General features: G+C 72.8%; 12 protein-coding genes. 9 read left to right on the top strand and 3 right to left on the bottom strand.

Annotated features, from left to right (window positions below; genetic code table 11):
- The first annotated feature begins 40 nt into the window (after window positions 1–40).
- From JNW91_RS14220 to JNW91_RS14195, 6 genes are read left to right on the top strand one after another with little or no spacing between them, the layout of a single operon-like run.
- A complete protein-coding gene (locus JNW91_RS14220; protein ID WP_203175454.1) occupies window positions 41–538 on the top strand; it encodes a 2Fe-2S iron-sulfur cluster-binding protein in 498 nt (165 codons plus the stop codon).
- The gene (locus JNW91_RS33575; protein WP_203175413.1) at window positions 535–1,527 is read left to right on the top strand and encodes an FAD binding domain-containing protein; all 993 of its coding nucleotides are present in this window, start codon (window positions 535–537) and stop codon (window positions 1,525–1,527) included. Before JNW91_RS14220 ends, JNW91_RS33575 begins: the two co-directional genes overlap by 4 nt.
- Window positions 1,524–3,614 carry a xanthine dehydrogenase family protein molybdopterin-binding subunit gene (locus tag JNW91_RS14210; RefSeq protein ID WP_203175411.1) on the top strand — a complete coding sequence of 697 codons (2,091 nt, stop codon included), beginning with the start codon at window positions 1,524–1,526 and terminating at the stop codon, window positions 3,612–3,614. Before JNW91_RS33575 ends, JNW91_RS14210 begins: the two co-directional genes overlap by 4 nt.
- Before the next feature lie 28 nt (window positions 3,615–3,642).
- Window positions 3,643–4,008 carry an ArsR/SmtB family transcription factor gene (locus tag JNW91_RS14205; RefSeq protein WP_203175409.1) on the top strand — a complete coding sequence of 122 codons (366 nt, stop codon included), beginning with the start codon at window positions 3,643–3,645 and terminating at the stop codon, window positions 4,006–4,008.
- Window positions 4,008–4,649 (top strand): SRPBCC family protein, encoded by a 642-nt coding sequence (locus tag JNW91_RS14200; protein ID WP_203175407.1) that lies wholly within the window; start codon window positions 4,008–4,010, stop codon window positions 4,647–4,649. The genes JNW91_RS14205 and JNW91_RS14200 overlap by 1 nt, the downstream gene beginning before the upstream one ends.
- 40 nt (window positions 4,650–4,689) lie before the next feature.
- On the top strand, window positions 4,690–5,202 hold the full coding sequence (locus JNW91_RS14195) for an NUDIX domain-containing protein (protein WP_203175405.1): 513 nt from the start codon (window positions 4,690–4,692) through the stop codon (window positions 5,200–5,202).
- Between the two features lie 60 nt (window positions 5,203–5,262).
- Here the strand turns inward: JNW91_RS14195 and JNW91_RS14190 are convergent, their stop codons facing one another.
- From JNW91_RS14190 to JNW91_RS14180, 3 genes are all read right to left on the bottom strand, one after another.
- Window positions 5,263–7,203, bottom strand: coding sequence for an ABC transporter ATP-binding protein (locus JNW91_RS14190; RefSeq protein WP_407664319.1), 1,941 nt, complete (start codon window positions 7,201–7,203; stop codon window positions 5,263–5,265).
- A 75-nt stretch (window positions 7,204–7,278) separates the two neighbouring features.
- A complete protein-coding gene (locus tag JNW91_RS14185) occupies window positions 7,279–8,736 on the bottom strand; it encodes an ATP-binding protein (protein ID WP_203175401.1) in 1,458 nt (485 codons plus the stop codon).
- Window positions 8,737–8,908: 172 nt separating this feature from the next.
- Complete coding sequence (locus JNW91_RS14180) at window positions 8,909–10,576, bottom strand: FAD-dependent oxidoreductase (protein WP_238424971.1); 1,668 nt, start codon at window positions 10,574–10,576, stop codon at window positions 8,909–8,911.
- A gap of 137 nt (window positions 10,577–10,713) precedes the next feature.
- On the opposite strand from JNW91_RS14180, the gene JNW91_RS14175 reads away from it, so the two are divergent.
- The 3 genes from JNW91_RS14175 (at window position 10,714) to JNW91_RS14165 (ending at window position 14,007) form a co-directional block, all read left to right on the top strand.
- Window positions 10,714–12,960, top strand: coding sequence for a hypothetical protein (locus tag JNW91_RS14175; RefSeq protein ID WP_203175399.1), 2,247 nt, complete (start codon window positions 10,714–10,716; stop codon window positions 12,958–12,960).
- Window positions 12,961–12,992: 32 nt separating this feature from the next.
- Window positions 12,993–13,484 (top strand): SsrA-binding protein SmpB, encoded by a 492-nt coding sequence (gene smpB / locus JNW91_RS14170; RefSeq protein ID WP_203175397.1) that lies wholly within the window; start codon window positions 12,993–12,995, stop codon window positions 13,482–13,484.
- A gap of 130 nt (window positions 13,485–13,614) precedes the next feature.
- Window positions 13,615–14,007 carry an SCO5389 family protein gene (locus JNW91_RS14165; RefSeq protein ID WP_203175394.1) on the top strand — a complete coding sequence of 131 codons (393 nt, stop codon included), beginning with the start codon at window positions 13,615–13,617 and terminating at the stop codon, window positions 14,005–14,007.
- Window positions 14,008–14,052 lie beyond the last annotated feature (45 nt).

Here is a 14,052-nt window from a genome sequence, read left to right as displayed (position 1 = left end):
GGAGACCGAGATCACCACCGACGAGCGGCACTCGTCCCGGGTGGCGTTCGACGTCAACGACGCCCCCCGCGAAATGACGCTGGACAACCGCACCACACTGCTCGACGCCCTGCGCGAGCACCTGGGCCTGATCGGGGCGAAGAAGGGCTGCGACCACGGCCAGTGCGGCTCCTGCACGGTGCTGCTGGACGGTCGCCGGGTGAAGAGCTGCCTGGTCCTCGCGGTCACGCTGGACGGTCGGTCGGTGATCACCGTGGAGGGGTTGGCCGGGCCGGACGAGCTGTCGCCGTTGCAGGCCGCCTTCATCGCCCAGGACGCGTTCCAGTGCGGCTACTGCACCCCCGGGCAGCTCTGCTCCGCCCGGGGGATGCTCGACGAGGTCGACCGTGGCTGGCCCAGCGCGGTCACCGACGACCTGGGCGCACCGCCCGACCTGACCGACGCGGAGATCCGCGAACGGATGGCCGGCAACCTCTGCCGCTGCGCCGCGTACCCCCACATCGTCGCGGCCGTCCGTGAGACGGCGGCGACGCGGTGAGACCGTTCCGCTACCACCGACCGGCCGACGTGGCCGAGGCGGTCGCCGTGCTCGGTGCCGAGCCGCAGGCGGCGTACCTGGCCGGCGGGACGAACCTGGTGGACCTGATGAAGCTCGGGGTGCAGCGCCCCGACGTGCTGGTGGACGTGAACCGGCTGCCCCTGGACACCGTGCAGGAGCTGCCCGACGGCGGGCTGCGGATCGGGGCGACGGTGCGCAACAGCGACCTCGCCGCCCACCCGGTGGTCCGCCGCGACTACCCGGTGCTGGCGCGCGCCCTGCTCGCCGCCGCCTCCGGGCAGCTGCGCAACCTGGCCACCACGGGCGGCAACCTGTTGCAGCGCACCCGCTGCGTGTACTTCCAGGACACCGGCAAGGCGTGCAACAAACGCGACCCGGGCAGCGGATGCGCCGCCCTGCACGGCCAGAACCGCGACCTGGCGGTGCTGGACTGGTCCGAGCAGTGCGTGGCCACCCACCCGTCGGACCTGGCGGTCGCTCTCGCCGCGCTGGACGCGGTCGTGGAGGTGCACGACACCGACGGCGCCCGCGATGTCCCGCTGGCCGCCCTGCACCGCTCACCCGGCACACAACCGGAGCGGGAGACCACCCTGGCCCGTGGCGCGCTGATCACGGCCGTGCGGTTGCCGGCGCTGCCGGCCGCACGCCGTTCGGCGTACCTCAAGGTGCGGGACCGGGCGTCGTTCGCCTTCGCCGCCGGCTCGGTGGCCGCGGTGCTGGACCTCGACGGTGAGGTGGTCCGCGACGTGCGGCTGGCGTACGGGGCGGTGGCCCACCGGCCGTGGCGGGCGTACCGGGCCGAGGAGGAGCTGCGGGGTCGACCGTTCAGTCCCGAGCTGGCGGCGGCGGCCGCCGACGCCGAGCTGGCCGAGGCGCGCCCCCTGCGGCACAACGGCTTCAAGCTGCCGCTGACCCGGGCCATCACGGTGCGGGTGCTCACCGAACTGGCCGCCAGGGCCGCGTCGTGAGCGCCGGCGCGGTCGGCCGGGCGTACCCCCGCCTGGAGGGCCGGGAGAAGGTCACCGGCACGGCCCGGTACGCGGTCGAGTACCCGGTCGACGGCGTCACCTACGGCTGGGCGGTGCCGTCGGCCGTGGTGCGGGGCCGGATCACCCGGGTCGACCCGGCGCAGGCGCTCGCGTCGCCGGGCGTGCTCGCCGTCGTGCATCACGGCAACGCGCCCCGGCTCGCGCCCGGCCCGGAACCGGATCTGTGGCTTTTGCAGGAGCCGACGGTGCACTACCGGGGGCAGTTCATCGCGGTCGTGGTGGCCACCAGTCTGGAGGCGGCCCGGGAGGGTGCCCGGCTGGTGCGGATCGACTACGACGCCGGACCGCACAGCACCGTGCTCACCGATGACCACCCCGGCCTCTACAAGCCGGACCACATCAACCCCAGCTATCCGACGGACACCGCGGAGGGGGACTTCGACGCCGGGTACGCGGCCGCACCGGTGCGGGTGGACGTCACCTACCGGACGCCGGCGTACCACAACAACCCGATGGAGCCGCACGCCACGACGGCGCAGTGGCACGACGGGCGGCTGCTGGTGCACGACTCCAACCAGGGCGCGTCGTCGGTGCGGGCCACCCTGGCCGAGTTGTTCGAGCTGCCCCGCGAGTCGGTCCGGGTGGTCACCCAGCACGTCGGGGGCGGCTTCGGCAGCAAGGGGTACGCCAAGGCCGCGGTGGTGCTGGCCGCCCTCGCCGCCCGGCACGTGGACCGGCCGGTCCGGCTGGCGCTGACCCGTCAACAACTGTTCGGGCCGATCGGCTACCGCACCCCGACCATCCAGCGGGTCCGGCTCGCGGCCGACGCCGACGGGCGGCTCACCGCGATCTGCCACGACGCGATCAGCCAGACCTCGACGATGCGGGAGTTCGCCGAGCAGACCGCCGTCTACACCCGCAGCATGTACGCCGCACCGCACCGCCGCACCACCCACCGGCTGGTTCGCCTCGACGTGCCGACACCGTTCTGGATGCGCGCCCCGGGCGAGTGCCCCGGCGCGTACGCCCTGGAGTCGGCGATGGACGAACTGGCCGTCGCCGTCGGCATCGACCCGGTGGAGCTGCGCATCCGCAACGACACGGAGGTCGACCCCGATCAGGGCCGCCCGTTCACCAGCCGCAACCTGGTGGCCTGCCTGCGCGAGGGCGCCCAGCGGTTCGGCTGGGCGGACCGGGACCCGGCACCCCGATCCCGGCGCGACGGACACTGGCTGGTCGGGTCCGGCGTGGCCGGGTCGAGCTACCCGGCCCGGGCCAGGCCGTGCTCCGCGACGGCCACCGCGCGGCCCGACGGCAGTTTCCTCGTTCGGATCAACGTCACCGACATCGGCACGGGCGCCCGGACGGCGATGTGGCAGGTGGCCGCCGACGCCCTGGGGGTGCCGCCGGAGCGGGTCGCGATCAGCATCGGCGACAGTGATCTGCCGACCGCGCCGGTGGCCGGCGGCTCGATGGGCACCGCGAGCTGGAGTTGGGCGGTGATCCGGGCCTGTCAGGCGCTGCGCGGGAAGCTGCCCGAGGGCGGGTCGCCGGACAGGGACGTGAGCGCCGAGGCGGACACCTCCGACGAGGTGGGCGGACAGCCCACGCTGCCCCGGTACGCGTACGGGGCGCAGTTCGCCGAGGTCCGGGTTGACGCGACCACCGGCGAGGTGCGGCTCAACCGGATGCTCGGGGTGTTCGCGGCGGGTCAGGTGGTCAACCCGACGACGGCGCGCAGCCAGCTCATCGGCGGCATGACGATGGGGCTGTCGATGGCGTTGCACGAGGAGGGTGTGCTCGACGAACGCTACGGCGACTGGGTCAACCACGACCTGGCCACGTACCACATCACCGGCTGCGCGGACGTGGAGTCCATCGAGGCGTACTGGCTGGACGAGCGCGACGGCGAGCTGAACCCGGCCGGGGTGAAGGGCATCGGCGAGATCGGCATCGTCGGCGCCGCCGCGGCGATCGCCAACGCGGTGCACCACGCCACCGGCGTCCGGATCCGGGATCTGCCGATCCGGCTGGACAAGCTCGTCGGAGTATCAGAGCTGGCTTAAATAAGCCATTGGTGATACAACTGTCGTCGTGCACGCCTTCGACGTGCTGGGCGATCCGGTCCGGCGCCGCATCCTGGAGCTGCTCGCCACCGGCGAACAGCCCGCCGGCGCGGTCAGCGCGGTGATCCGCGAGGAGTTCGGCATCTCCCAGCCCGCCGTCTCCCAACATTTGAAGGTGTTGCGGGACAACGGCTTCGCCACCGTACGAGCGGACGGCACCCGGCGGCTGTACGCGGTCGACCCGCGCCCGTTGCGCGAGGTCGACGGCTGGCTGGAGCACTTCCGCCGGTTCTGGACTCCACCCCTGGCGGCACTCGCCACCGAGCTGGCCCGGGGCCGACGCGAACGTCGCCTGCGCGGGTCGGCCGACCCACCCGACGAGAGGAACACCTGATGTTCGACGCCACCGAGCAGATCAACGCCGTCCAACGGCAGGTCGGCAGCCGCACCCTGGAGGCCGGCGAGGCCCGGGTCAGCACGATCAGCCAGACCTACCAGGCGACACTCGACGACCTGTGGGACGCCTGCACCAACGCCGAGCGCATCCCGCGCTGGTTCCTGCCGATCAGCGGTGATCTGCGGCTGCACGGCACGTACCAGCTGGAGGGCAACGCCAGCGGCACCGTCGAGAGCTGCGAGCCGCCGCACCGCTTCACCGCGACCTGGGAGTTCGGCGGCGAGGTGAGCTGGATCGAGGTGCGGCTCACCCCGGTCGACGACGAGCGGACCCGCTTCGAACTGGACCACATCACCCACGTCGACCAGGACCGGTGGGCCCAGTTCGGGCCGGGCGCCGTCGGCGTCGGCTGGGACCTGGGGCTGCTCGGCCTCGCCACGTACCTGTCCGGCGACGGCAGCGGTGTCCGACCGGAGGACAGCGCCGAGTGGGTCGCCTCCGACGAGGGGCGGCGGGCCATGGACCTGAGCAGCCGGCTGTGGGGTGAGGCCAGCATCGCCGCGGGCACCGACCCCGACGAGGCGCGGGCCGCCGCCGAGCGCACGACCGCCTTCTACACCGGCGCACCGGCCGCCTGAGGAGGCGGCGTGTGCGACGGGCCGGGTAACGTGCTGCGGCATGACCGGTACGCCGTACTCGCACTGCTCCTACTGCGGCGCGGCCTACCCGGCGGCGGCCGGGTGGCCGCGGGTCTGCGCGGTCTGCGGCGAGACCGTCTGGCGCAACCCACTGCCCGTCGCGGTGGCGGTGCTGCCGGTCCGCACCGCCGACGGCCTGGGGGTGGTGGTGGTCCGCCGGGACATCGAACCCGCCCGCGGGCAGCTCGCGCTGCCCGGTGGTTTCATCGAGTACGGCGAGGAGTGGTCCGACGCACTCGTACGTGAACTGCGCGAGGAGACCGGGCTGATCGCGGCCCCCGGGGACGCCCGCCTGTTCGCGGTGCACGGCGCCCCGGCGGGCGGCACCATGATGGTCTTCGGGGTGCTGCCCGAACAGGCGGCGGAGGACCTGCCGCCCTCGGCGCCCACCGACGAGGCGACCGAGTGGCTGGTGCTCACCGACCCGGTCGAGTTGGCGTTCTCCACCCACACCCGCGTCCTGGCCGACTTCCTCACCCCCGGAGCGCGTTGATCAAGAGGTTTGGGTCACCGGCAGCCCGTCTCCTGACGCGAACCTCTTGATCAACACGCGTCAGCGGGGCAGGGCGTCGTCCGCGTCGGCTCGGTAGCCGCTGGCCTGCAGCTCGAACAGCTCCCGGTAGAGGCCGCCGGCCGCCATCAGCTCGTCGTGGCTGCCCTGCTGGATGAGGCGACCCTGGTCCAGCACGAAGATCCGGTCGGCGTGCCGGACGTTGGCCAGCCGGTGGGTGATCAGCACGACCGCCCGGTCGGGGTGGCGGCGCAGGTGCTGGAACAGGGCGTGCTCCGCGCGGGCGTCCAGGGCGGCCGACGGCTCGTCGCAGATCAGCAGGGCGGCGTCGCGGTAGAGGCCGCGCGCGGCGACCAACCGTTGCCACTGGCCACCGGACAGCTCGTGGCCGTCCTTGAACTCCCGGTCGAGCAGCGTGTCGTAGCCGTGCGGCAGGCCGACGATCATGTCGTGGGCGGCGGCCGCCCCGGCCGCCTCCTGCACGCTCGGGCCGGGTCGGTCCGGCGGACGGTCGTGCCGGCCGACGCGGATGTTCTGCCCGGCGGTGAACGGGAACTTCCACCACTCCTGGGTCATCACGGCCACCTGGGCGCCGAGAGCGCGCGGGTCCAGTTCGGCGGCGTCCACGCCGTCCCACCGGATCACCCCGCCGGTCGGCTGGTACAACCCCGCGATCAGTTTGGCCAGGGTGGTCTTGCCCGAGCCGTTCTCGCCGACGAGCGCCACCACCTCGCCCCGCCTGATGGTGAGGCTGACCCGGTCCACAGCCGGGGTGTCGGTGTCCGGGTAGCGCAGGCTCACCCCGTCCAACTCGATCACGTCGACGCCGTCCGTCGACCGGTCGCCGCCGACCGGCACCCGGGCGTGGGCACGGGCCAGGAAGTCCCGGTAGTCCTGGTAGTAGAGGGCGTCCTCGTACAGCGAGTTGGTGGCGACGACCGCGACGCCCATGCTGGTCCGCGCGGACTGCAGGGCGAGCAGGGCGGTCGCGGCGGCGGCCAGGGCGACCATCCCGCCCAGCAGCAGCCCGCCGAGGACGGCGTACACCCCGAAGGTGGCCAGCCCCGCCATGGTCGCGCCCACGACCCGGGTGCCGGTCTGCGAACGGACCAGCCGCAGCTCGGCCCGGGTCTCGACGGCCATCACCCCGCGGTACTCGGCAAGCAGGAAGTCACGCATCTGGTACGCGCGCACCTCGGCCGCGGTACGCCGGTTGGCCATCAGGTGGGCCAGCATCCACATCCGACGGCGCCTGGTGATCCGGGCCAGCATCGCCAGGTACTCCCGCCGGGCCATCCGTACCGCCGTGGCGGCCTGGGGCACCGCCGCGAGCAGCAGGCAGGGCAGCAGCAGCGGCTGGATGACGGTCACCGCGACGGCGGTGGCGAGCATCCCGACCACCCCGGTGACCAGGTTGACGGTGTGGTCGACGATCCACGCGGCCTCGGCCATCCCCCGGTCGCGGGCGCGGTCCATCTCCTCGGCGAAACCGGCGTCGTCGAACGCGGCGAGGTCCACCGCCGTGGTGGCCTCGAACAGCCGCAGCTCCACCTGGTAGTTGATCTGCGGGGTCAGCCGGGCCTGCGCCCAGCCCGCCGCGATGGTGAGGCCGCCCCGCGCCGACACCGCCGACGCGGCCACGATCAGCGCCGGCAGGGCCGAGCGGACGCGGTCCGGGGTGGGACCGGCGGCGAACAGCTCCCGCAGCACGCTGGTCGTGGCGAGCAGGCCGAACGTGGTCATCACCCCGGCCGCGATGTTCAGGCCGATCGAGGTGACCGTGTCCCGACGGTTGGTGGACCAGGCCAGCCCGACCGCCTCCCGGACCAGCCGGGGCAGCCGGCGGGCCACCGCCCAGAAGCTGGTGTGCGCGAACTCCTGCGCGTGGTGCAGCCACTCGCGATCCTCCAGCTCCGGCAGCATCGTGGCCGGCGGATCGTCCGGGTTGTCGTCGTCCTCGACGGGGGTGCGCTGGCGGGCCATCGACTCCATGGACCCTCCTCGGGGGCGGGGATCGCGAACGCGCCCGAGACTACTGCCAGCGACCGACCGCTGTCTTTAGGTGATTGGCGCGTCGTGCGGCGCGTCCGGTGCCCCTTCGGTGATCGGGAGCAGCACCCGGAAGGTCGTCCGCCCGGGCTCGGTCTCCACCCGGATGTCGCCGTGGTGCTTGTGCACCACGATCCGGTACGAGATGTCCAGCCCCAGCCCGGTGCCCGACCCGACCGGCTTGGTGGTGAAGAACGGCTCGAAGATGCGCGGACGCACCTCCGGCGGGATGCCCGGCCCCGTGTCGGTTATCTCCACCGTCAACAGGTCGTCGACGCGTCCGGTGCGGACGGTCAACACGCCCTTCTCCCCCATCGCGCCCAGCGCGTTGTCGATCAGGTTGGTCCACACCTGGTTCAACTCGGCCGCGTACGCCGGCACCGGTGGCAGGCTCCGGTCGTACTCCCGGACCAGCTTGACCTCGGCGGGGATCTTGCCCTTGAACATCACAAGGGTGGCGTCGAGCAGGTCGTGCACGTCCACCACCCGGTGCGGCGCGCGGTCCAGCTGCGAGTACTGCTTGGCGGCACCCACGAGCCCGGAGATCCGGGTGACCGCGTCGCCGATCTCGCGCATCAGCAGCTCGGTGTCGACGGTGTAGGTGAGCCACCGCACCGCGGCCTCCAGGTCGGCCGGACCGACCGCCGCCTTCACCTGGGCCAGCCAGGCCGAGTCGAGCCCACCGCCGACCAGGATCGGCGCCAGGTCCCAGGCGCCGGCGACGCCGTGCTCCTCCAGCCAGTCGGTGAGCGTGTCCTCCGCGTCGGCGGTGGCCATCGGGGTCAACTTCGGCGCGGTGGCGACCCGGGCGACCGCCTCCTCCTGCAACGAGACGAGGCCGTGCAGGGCGCTGCCGTCGAGCCGGCCGTCAGCGATCATGGCGAGTTTGTGGCGCATCCCGGCGACCCGGTCGCGCAGCACCGAGGTGGCCCGCACCGCCGCCGCGGCCGGGTTGTTCAGCTCGTGGGTCAGCCCCGCCGAGAGCGAACCGAGAGCCAGTAGCCGCTCCCGTTCCCCGACGATCGTCTGCGAGTCCCGCATACCGAAGAACAACCCCTCCAGCAAATGGATGGGCATCGGGAACCAGGTCCGCAGGGCGTACGCGAAATCCTCCGCCGGCAGCACGAAGAAATCCGCGTCGGTCACCGCCCGCAGGCTGTTGCGGTAGACCTGATCGACCTGGTCACCCAGGTACGCCTGGGCGGCGCCGCCGTACACGCCGCGCTGGTCGGTCCGGGAGACCTCGACATCGTCGCCGCGCACCTGCCGACTCAGCGCCACGGCACCGCGCAGCAGCACGAAGAAGCAGGTCGCCGGCTCGCCCTCGCCGTACACGAGGGTGCCCCCGGCGCGCTGCTCGACCCGGCCGCGCTCGGCCAGCCAGTCGAGCTGCCCGTCGTCCAGGGCCTCGAACAGGAACAGGGTGCGCAACTGTGCCGGTGTCAGCCGCTCCGACTCGATACTCACTGGCCCTCCTTCGTTCGCGACTGCGGGGCTCGCAAACCCGGCTCACTCCTCGCGCTCACAGCGCCCCTTCGTTCGCGACTGCGGGGCTCGCAAACCCGGCTCACTCCTCGCGCTCACAGTGCCCCCTTCGTTCGCGACTGCGGGGCTCGCAAACCCGGCTCACTCCTCGCGCTCACTGAGCCTCCAGGTAGCGGTGCACGAGCGAGACGGCCATCGCGCCCTCGCCGACGGCCGAGGCGACCCGCTTGACCGACTCGGCCCGCACGTCACCGGCGGCGAACACCCCCGGCACGCTGGTCTCCAGGTGGTACGGGTCGCGCGACAGCGACCAGCCGGGCGGTCGCCGCCCGCCGGCCAGCAGGTCCGGGCCGGTGACGATGAAGCCGCGCCCGTCGCGGACCAACACACCGTCGAGCCAGTCGGTGCGGGGCTCCGCCCCGATGAAGATGAACAGCCAGGAGGTGTCCACCGAGCGGGCCTGACCGGTGCGGGTGTCGCACAGGCTGAGGCGTTGCAGGTGACCCTCCCCCGCCGCGCCGACCACCGCCGTGTGCGGATGCACGGTGATCCGGTCGATCCGTTCCAGCTGGTCGATCAGGTAGCGCGACATCGAAGCGGTCAGATCCGCGCCCCGGATCAGCAGGTGCACCCGCGCCGCGTACCGGGAGAAGTGCACCGCGGCCTGGCCGGCCGAGTTGGCCCCGCCGACGATGTAGACGTCCTGGTCGACGCAGCTCGGCGCCTCCGTCGCGGCGGCGCCGTAGAACACGCCCCGGCCGGTGAAGTCGGCCAGCCCGGGGGCGTCGAGCACCCGGTACGAGACGCCGGTGGCCAGCACCACCGTGTGCGCGGCGATCTCGGTGCCGTCGCCGAAGCGCAGCAGCCGGGCGCCGCCGGCCTCACTGAGACCGACCACCTCCCGGGCGCTGAGCAGCTCGGCGCCGAACTTCACCGCCTGCCGCCGGGCCCGGTCGGTGAGCTGCGCGCCGGAGACTCCGTCGGGGAAACCCAGGTAGTTCTCGATCCGGCTGCTCTGTCCCGCCTGCCCGCCGGTGGCGCGCCGCTCGACGAGCACGGTACGCAGCCCCTCCGAGGCGCCGTAGACCGCCGAGCCCAGGCCGGCCGGACCGCCACCGATCACCACCAGGTCGTAGAAGTCCGACGCCGGCACCACCGTCAACCCGGCCAGGGCGGCCAACTCGGCTTCGCTGGGGGCGACCAGCGCCTTGCCCTCGGCGGTCACCACCAGCGGCACGTCCGCCTCGGTGGCGCCGGCGGCGTCGAGCAGCCGGACGCCCTCCGGGTCATCGGCCAACAGCCACCGGTACGGCACCAGGTTGCGGGCCAGGAAGTCACGGACCTTGAACGACGGCGCGGACCAGCGGTGCCCGACGACCCGGATCTCGGCGCTCGCCGCGTCCGGGGTGACCGACCACGCCTCCAGCAGGCCGTCCACCACCGGGTACAGCTTCTCCTCCGGCGGGTGCCAGGGCTTGAGCAGGTAGTGGTCCAGGTCCACCACGTTGATCGCCTCGATGGCGGCGTCGGTGTCCGCGTACGCGGTGAGCAGCACCCGGCGGGCGGCCGGGAAGATGTCCATCGCCGCCTCCAGGAACTCGACCCCGGTCATCTCCGGCATCCGGTGGTCGGCCAGCAGCAGCGCCACCTGTTCGCCACGCAGCTTCACCTCCCGCAGCGCGTCCAGCGCCTCCGGGCCGGAGGCGGCACGCAGCACCCGGTAGCGGTCGCCGTAGCGGCGCCGGATGTCCCGGGCCACGGCTCGGGACACGACGGGGTCGTCGTCGACGGTCAGGATCACCGGGTTCGCCATGGCGCCCATGAAACCACCTGGGACGCGCCGGCCGCACCATCGCGTGGTGCGTGACGCACGCTTGACCAGCGTCAGCCTGGGTAAGCCGGAAAGCCGCGCGGGCGGCCGGCGACCCGCCTGGTTGCCGCGCACACCTCGGGGGGCCCATGGCGGACGCGTCGCCGACCGGACCGACGACGTCGGGCGGGATCGTGGAGCTGCGGGTGCACGGGGTCTCCGGGGCGGGGGCGGACCAGGTGCTGAACCGGCCGTACGTGCACCAGGTCGCCGGTGACCGCAGCGGAGGGTTCTACCGGCCACGTCCGGGCTACCCGGACTCGACCGGGACGGACGGGGTGACGCTGGAGGCGTACCGCTGGAGCGACCTTCCGTCCGGCACGGCCGCGCGGACGCTGTCGCTGGTGTTCCTGCTGCCGTTCATGCTCTGCAACGTGGCGCTGTGGATGCGCCCGGCGAACCTCTCCGCGAAGTACACCATCGTCGCGCTGTGCCGGGTGCTCGCGCTCACCCTCACCATGCTCTACGTGCTCTCCATCGTCGGGGTGGCGTTGGATCTGATCGCCTGGCGGTGCATGGGCAGCCCGACCTGCCTGGCCGAGCGGAACTGGTTGTCCTGGCTCGGCGGGCGCCCCATCGGTCTGCGCCTGGGTGTGCTGGCGTTGGTGCCGGTCGCCGCCATCGGGCTCCTCTGGTGGCTGGGCGCCCGCCCCAGTCACTTGTTCGACGCGTTCCGCACCGGGTCGCCGCAGGCCGAGTCCGTGCACACCTTGAGCGCGGTCGGCCAGTGGGACGGCGCGCCGCTGGTCGGTCGCCTGCGTTCGGTGCACGTGGCGGCCGCTTTCGCCACGCTGAGCGGCAGCCTGCTGGCCGCCCGGGCCCGCGAGCACGCCTCGTGGGTGATGGTGGTGCTGCTGGTGGCCTGCGGAGCGGTGCTGCTCGCCTGCCTGATCCTGCTGGCCCTGGTGCGGGTCATCGACCTGCCCGGTCCGGTGGCCTGGGTGGACGGGGTCACCCGATGGCTGCGCACGATCGCGTGCGGCCTGACGATCCTGGTGATCGTGCACACCGTCCTCAGTCCGGCGCCGTGGCCGCCGAGCGTCGCGCTGCCCGGGTACGGCGCGACCGTCGCCTGGCTGTTCGTCAGCCAGACCGTGCTGGTGGCCGCTCTCGCCGCGGTGGTGATCGCGCGGCGGGGCGGCGGTCGGCGTGACGGCGGCCCGCGGCCCGCGCGGCTGCGCGCGCTGGGCGCGCCGGTCTTCGTCACGATCGCGGCTGGGCTCGCGGTGGCCTTCTCCGCCGAGTTGGTCTACCGGATGGCGGATGTGTTGGATCGCGACGGTGTGCCCGCGGAGCGACTGGGATTCGCCCCGCCCCTGGCGTTCAAGTGGGCGATCTTCGGTTTCTTCCTGGCGGTGCTGAGCGCAGCGCTGGTGGGCGGCGTGATCACGGTACTGACCCGCCGCAGCCGGTGGCGGGTCGCGCGGGCGATCGTCGCCGCCGACTTCCCGCACGCGCCGCCGGAGTCGACGGACCGGCTGCGCCGGGTCGAGCAGGCGGTGGCCCGTGCCCGGTTCACCGAACGGCTGGAGCCGCTCACCGTCGTCTACGCCGGGCTGGCCGCGTTCGGACTGGCCACCAGCCTGTTCGGCCTGCTTCAGCACTATCCCGGCGAGGTGTTCCAGCGGTACGTCGGCGTGCCCGAAAGCATGGTCAACTTCCTCATCGGTACGGGCAGTTACGCGATCGCCGCGATCCTTCTCGGGTTGGTGATCGGCGGTGTGTTCGCGTACCGGACGGCCGGGTTCCGCCGGTACGTGGGCGTGCTGTGGGACCTGGGCACGTTCTGGCCCCGGGGGGCGCACCCTTTCGCGCCGCCCTGCTACGCCGAGCGGGCCGTGCCGGAGCTGGCCAAGCGGATCTCCTACCTGGTGGAGCAGGGTGAGCGGGTGCTGCTCGCCGGGCACAGTCACGGTTCGGTGCTGCTCGCCGCGACGGTGCTGCAACTGCCGCCCCGGATCACCGACCGGGTCGCGCTGCTGACCTACGGCTCTCCCCTGGGTCGGCTGTACTCGCGGCTGTTCCCCGCGTACGCCGACGACGCGGCGCTGCGGGAGATCGGTGAGCGGGTCGGCTGGCGGTGGGTCAACCTGTGGCGTGACACCGACCCGATCGGCGGCTGGATCTTTGCGTCGCACCGGCCCGGCGATGTCGAGAGGCTGACCGGGCCGGCGGCGACTGTCGACCGCCGGTTGACCGATCCGGAGGGCGTGGTGGCGCCACCCAGCGACAGCGTGCCACCGCCGATCCTGGGGCACTGGCCGTGCGAGTCGCAGGAGGCGTTCGGCCAGGCCGTACGGGAGCTGATGGCGCGGCTGCGCGCCACCGCCGGGTGACCGGTTGAGGCCGGGCCGGTTATCGTCGCCGGGTGAGCCCGTCCAAGCAGCCCGAACGTCGGTTGATCGCCTCGAACAAGAAGGCCCGGCACGAGTACACGGTGCTGCGCACCTACGAGGCGGGCATCGTGCTGGTCGGCACCGAGGTGAAGTCGCTGCGCGAGGGGCGGGCTTCGCTGGTGGACGCGTTCGCGCACGAGCGCGACGGCGAGATCATGCTGTACGGCCTGCACATCGCCGAGTACGCCTACGGCACGTGGACGAACCACGCTCCCCGGCGCAACCGCAAGCTGCTGCTGCACCGCTCGGAGATCGACCGGATCCTGGACAAGGTCCGCGAGGGCGGGGTGACCCTGGTTCCGCTGTCGATGTACTTCGACAACGGCTGGGCCAAGGTCGAGCTGGCGCTGGCCAAGGGCAAGCGCTCCTACGACAAGCGGCAGACGCTGGCCGAGCGGGACGCCAACCGCGAAATCGCCCGTGAACTGGGCCGACACCTCAAGGGCCACCCCCGCCGCCCCTGATCTCTCCTGGTTCACGCGGGCCGGGGCGCGACGCGCCGGGTCATCGTTGACGTCGTCCAAACGACGTGGTGTGCTCACTCCGACGCCGTTAATGAAAACGGTAATCGTTAGCTGGAAGCGGAGGAGAACCATGTCACTCACCGTCCCGCCCGCCCTGCTCGACGCCGCCGAGCGCGGCCCCGTCGACGACGACGCGTTCATCGCCTGCGTCCGCGACTCCCTGCCGTACGCCTGGGCCACCGTCAGCCGGGTCGTGGCCGACCTGGAGTCCGGCGACGCCGACGTGGCCGACAACGTCGTCCCGCCGCCCACCGACGCCGACCGGGGCCAGTTGCTGCGGGCGCTGGCCAGCGACGCCATCCGCGCCGGCCTGGAACGGCACTTCGGCGTACGTCTGGCCTTCCAGAACTGCCACCGGGTCGCCGCGTTCCGGCTGTCGGCCGTCGACGGGGAGCGCTACCGCCGCTTCGTGTCGACCCGGGGTCAACTGCTCAACCAGTCCCCCGAACTGCGCAACTGCTGAGGACCGCACGGCGGGTGGGCTGCGCAGGGCCCACCCGCCCCGCGC

Origin of the sequence: Micromonospora parastrephiae, assembly GCF_016802865.1 — a bacterium.
Classification (GTDB): domain Bacteria; phylum Actinomycetota; class Actinomycetes; order Mycobacteriales; family Micromonosporaceae; genus Micromonospora; species Micromonospora parastrephiae.
The sequence above is the reverse complement of the archived record's forward strand: the minus strand, read 5'-3'. Positions and strand labels throughout refer to the sequence as shown.

Coding starts and splice junctions, on each gene's coding strand:
- JNW91_RS14190 (WP_407664319.1), bottom strand. CDS start 7,203: ATGGCCCGCCAGCGCACCCCCGTCGAGGACGACGACAACCCGGACGAT.
- JNW91_RS14200 (WP_203175407.1), top strand. CDS start 4,008: ATGTTCGACGCCACCGAGCAGATCAACGCCGTCCAACGGCAGGTCGGC.
- JNW91_RS14175 (WP_203175399.1), top strand. CDS start 10,714: ATGGCGGACGCGTCGCCGACCGGACCGACGACGTCGGGCGGGATCGTG.
- JNW91_RS14165 (WP_203175394.1), top strand. CDS start 13,615: ATGTCACTCACCGTCCCGCCCGCCCTGCTCGACGCCGCCGAGCGCGGC.
- JNW91_RS14180 (WP_238424971.1), bottom strand. CDS start 10,576: ATGGGCGCCATGGCGAACCCGGTGATCCTGACCGTCGACGACGACCCC.
- JNW91_RS14195 (WP_203175405.1), top strand. CDS start 4,690: ATGACCGGTACGCCGTACTCGCACTGCTCCTACTGCGGCGCGGCCTAC.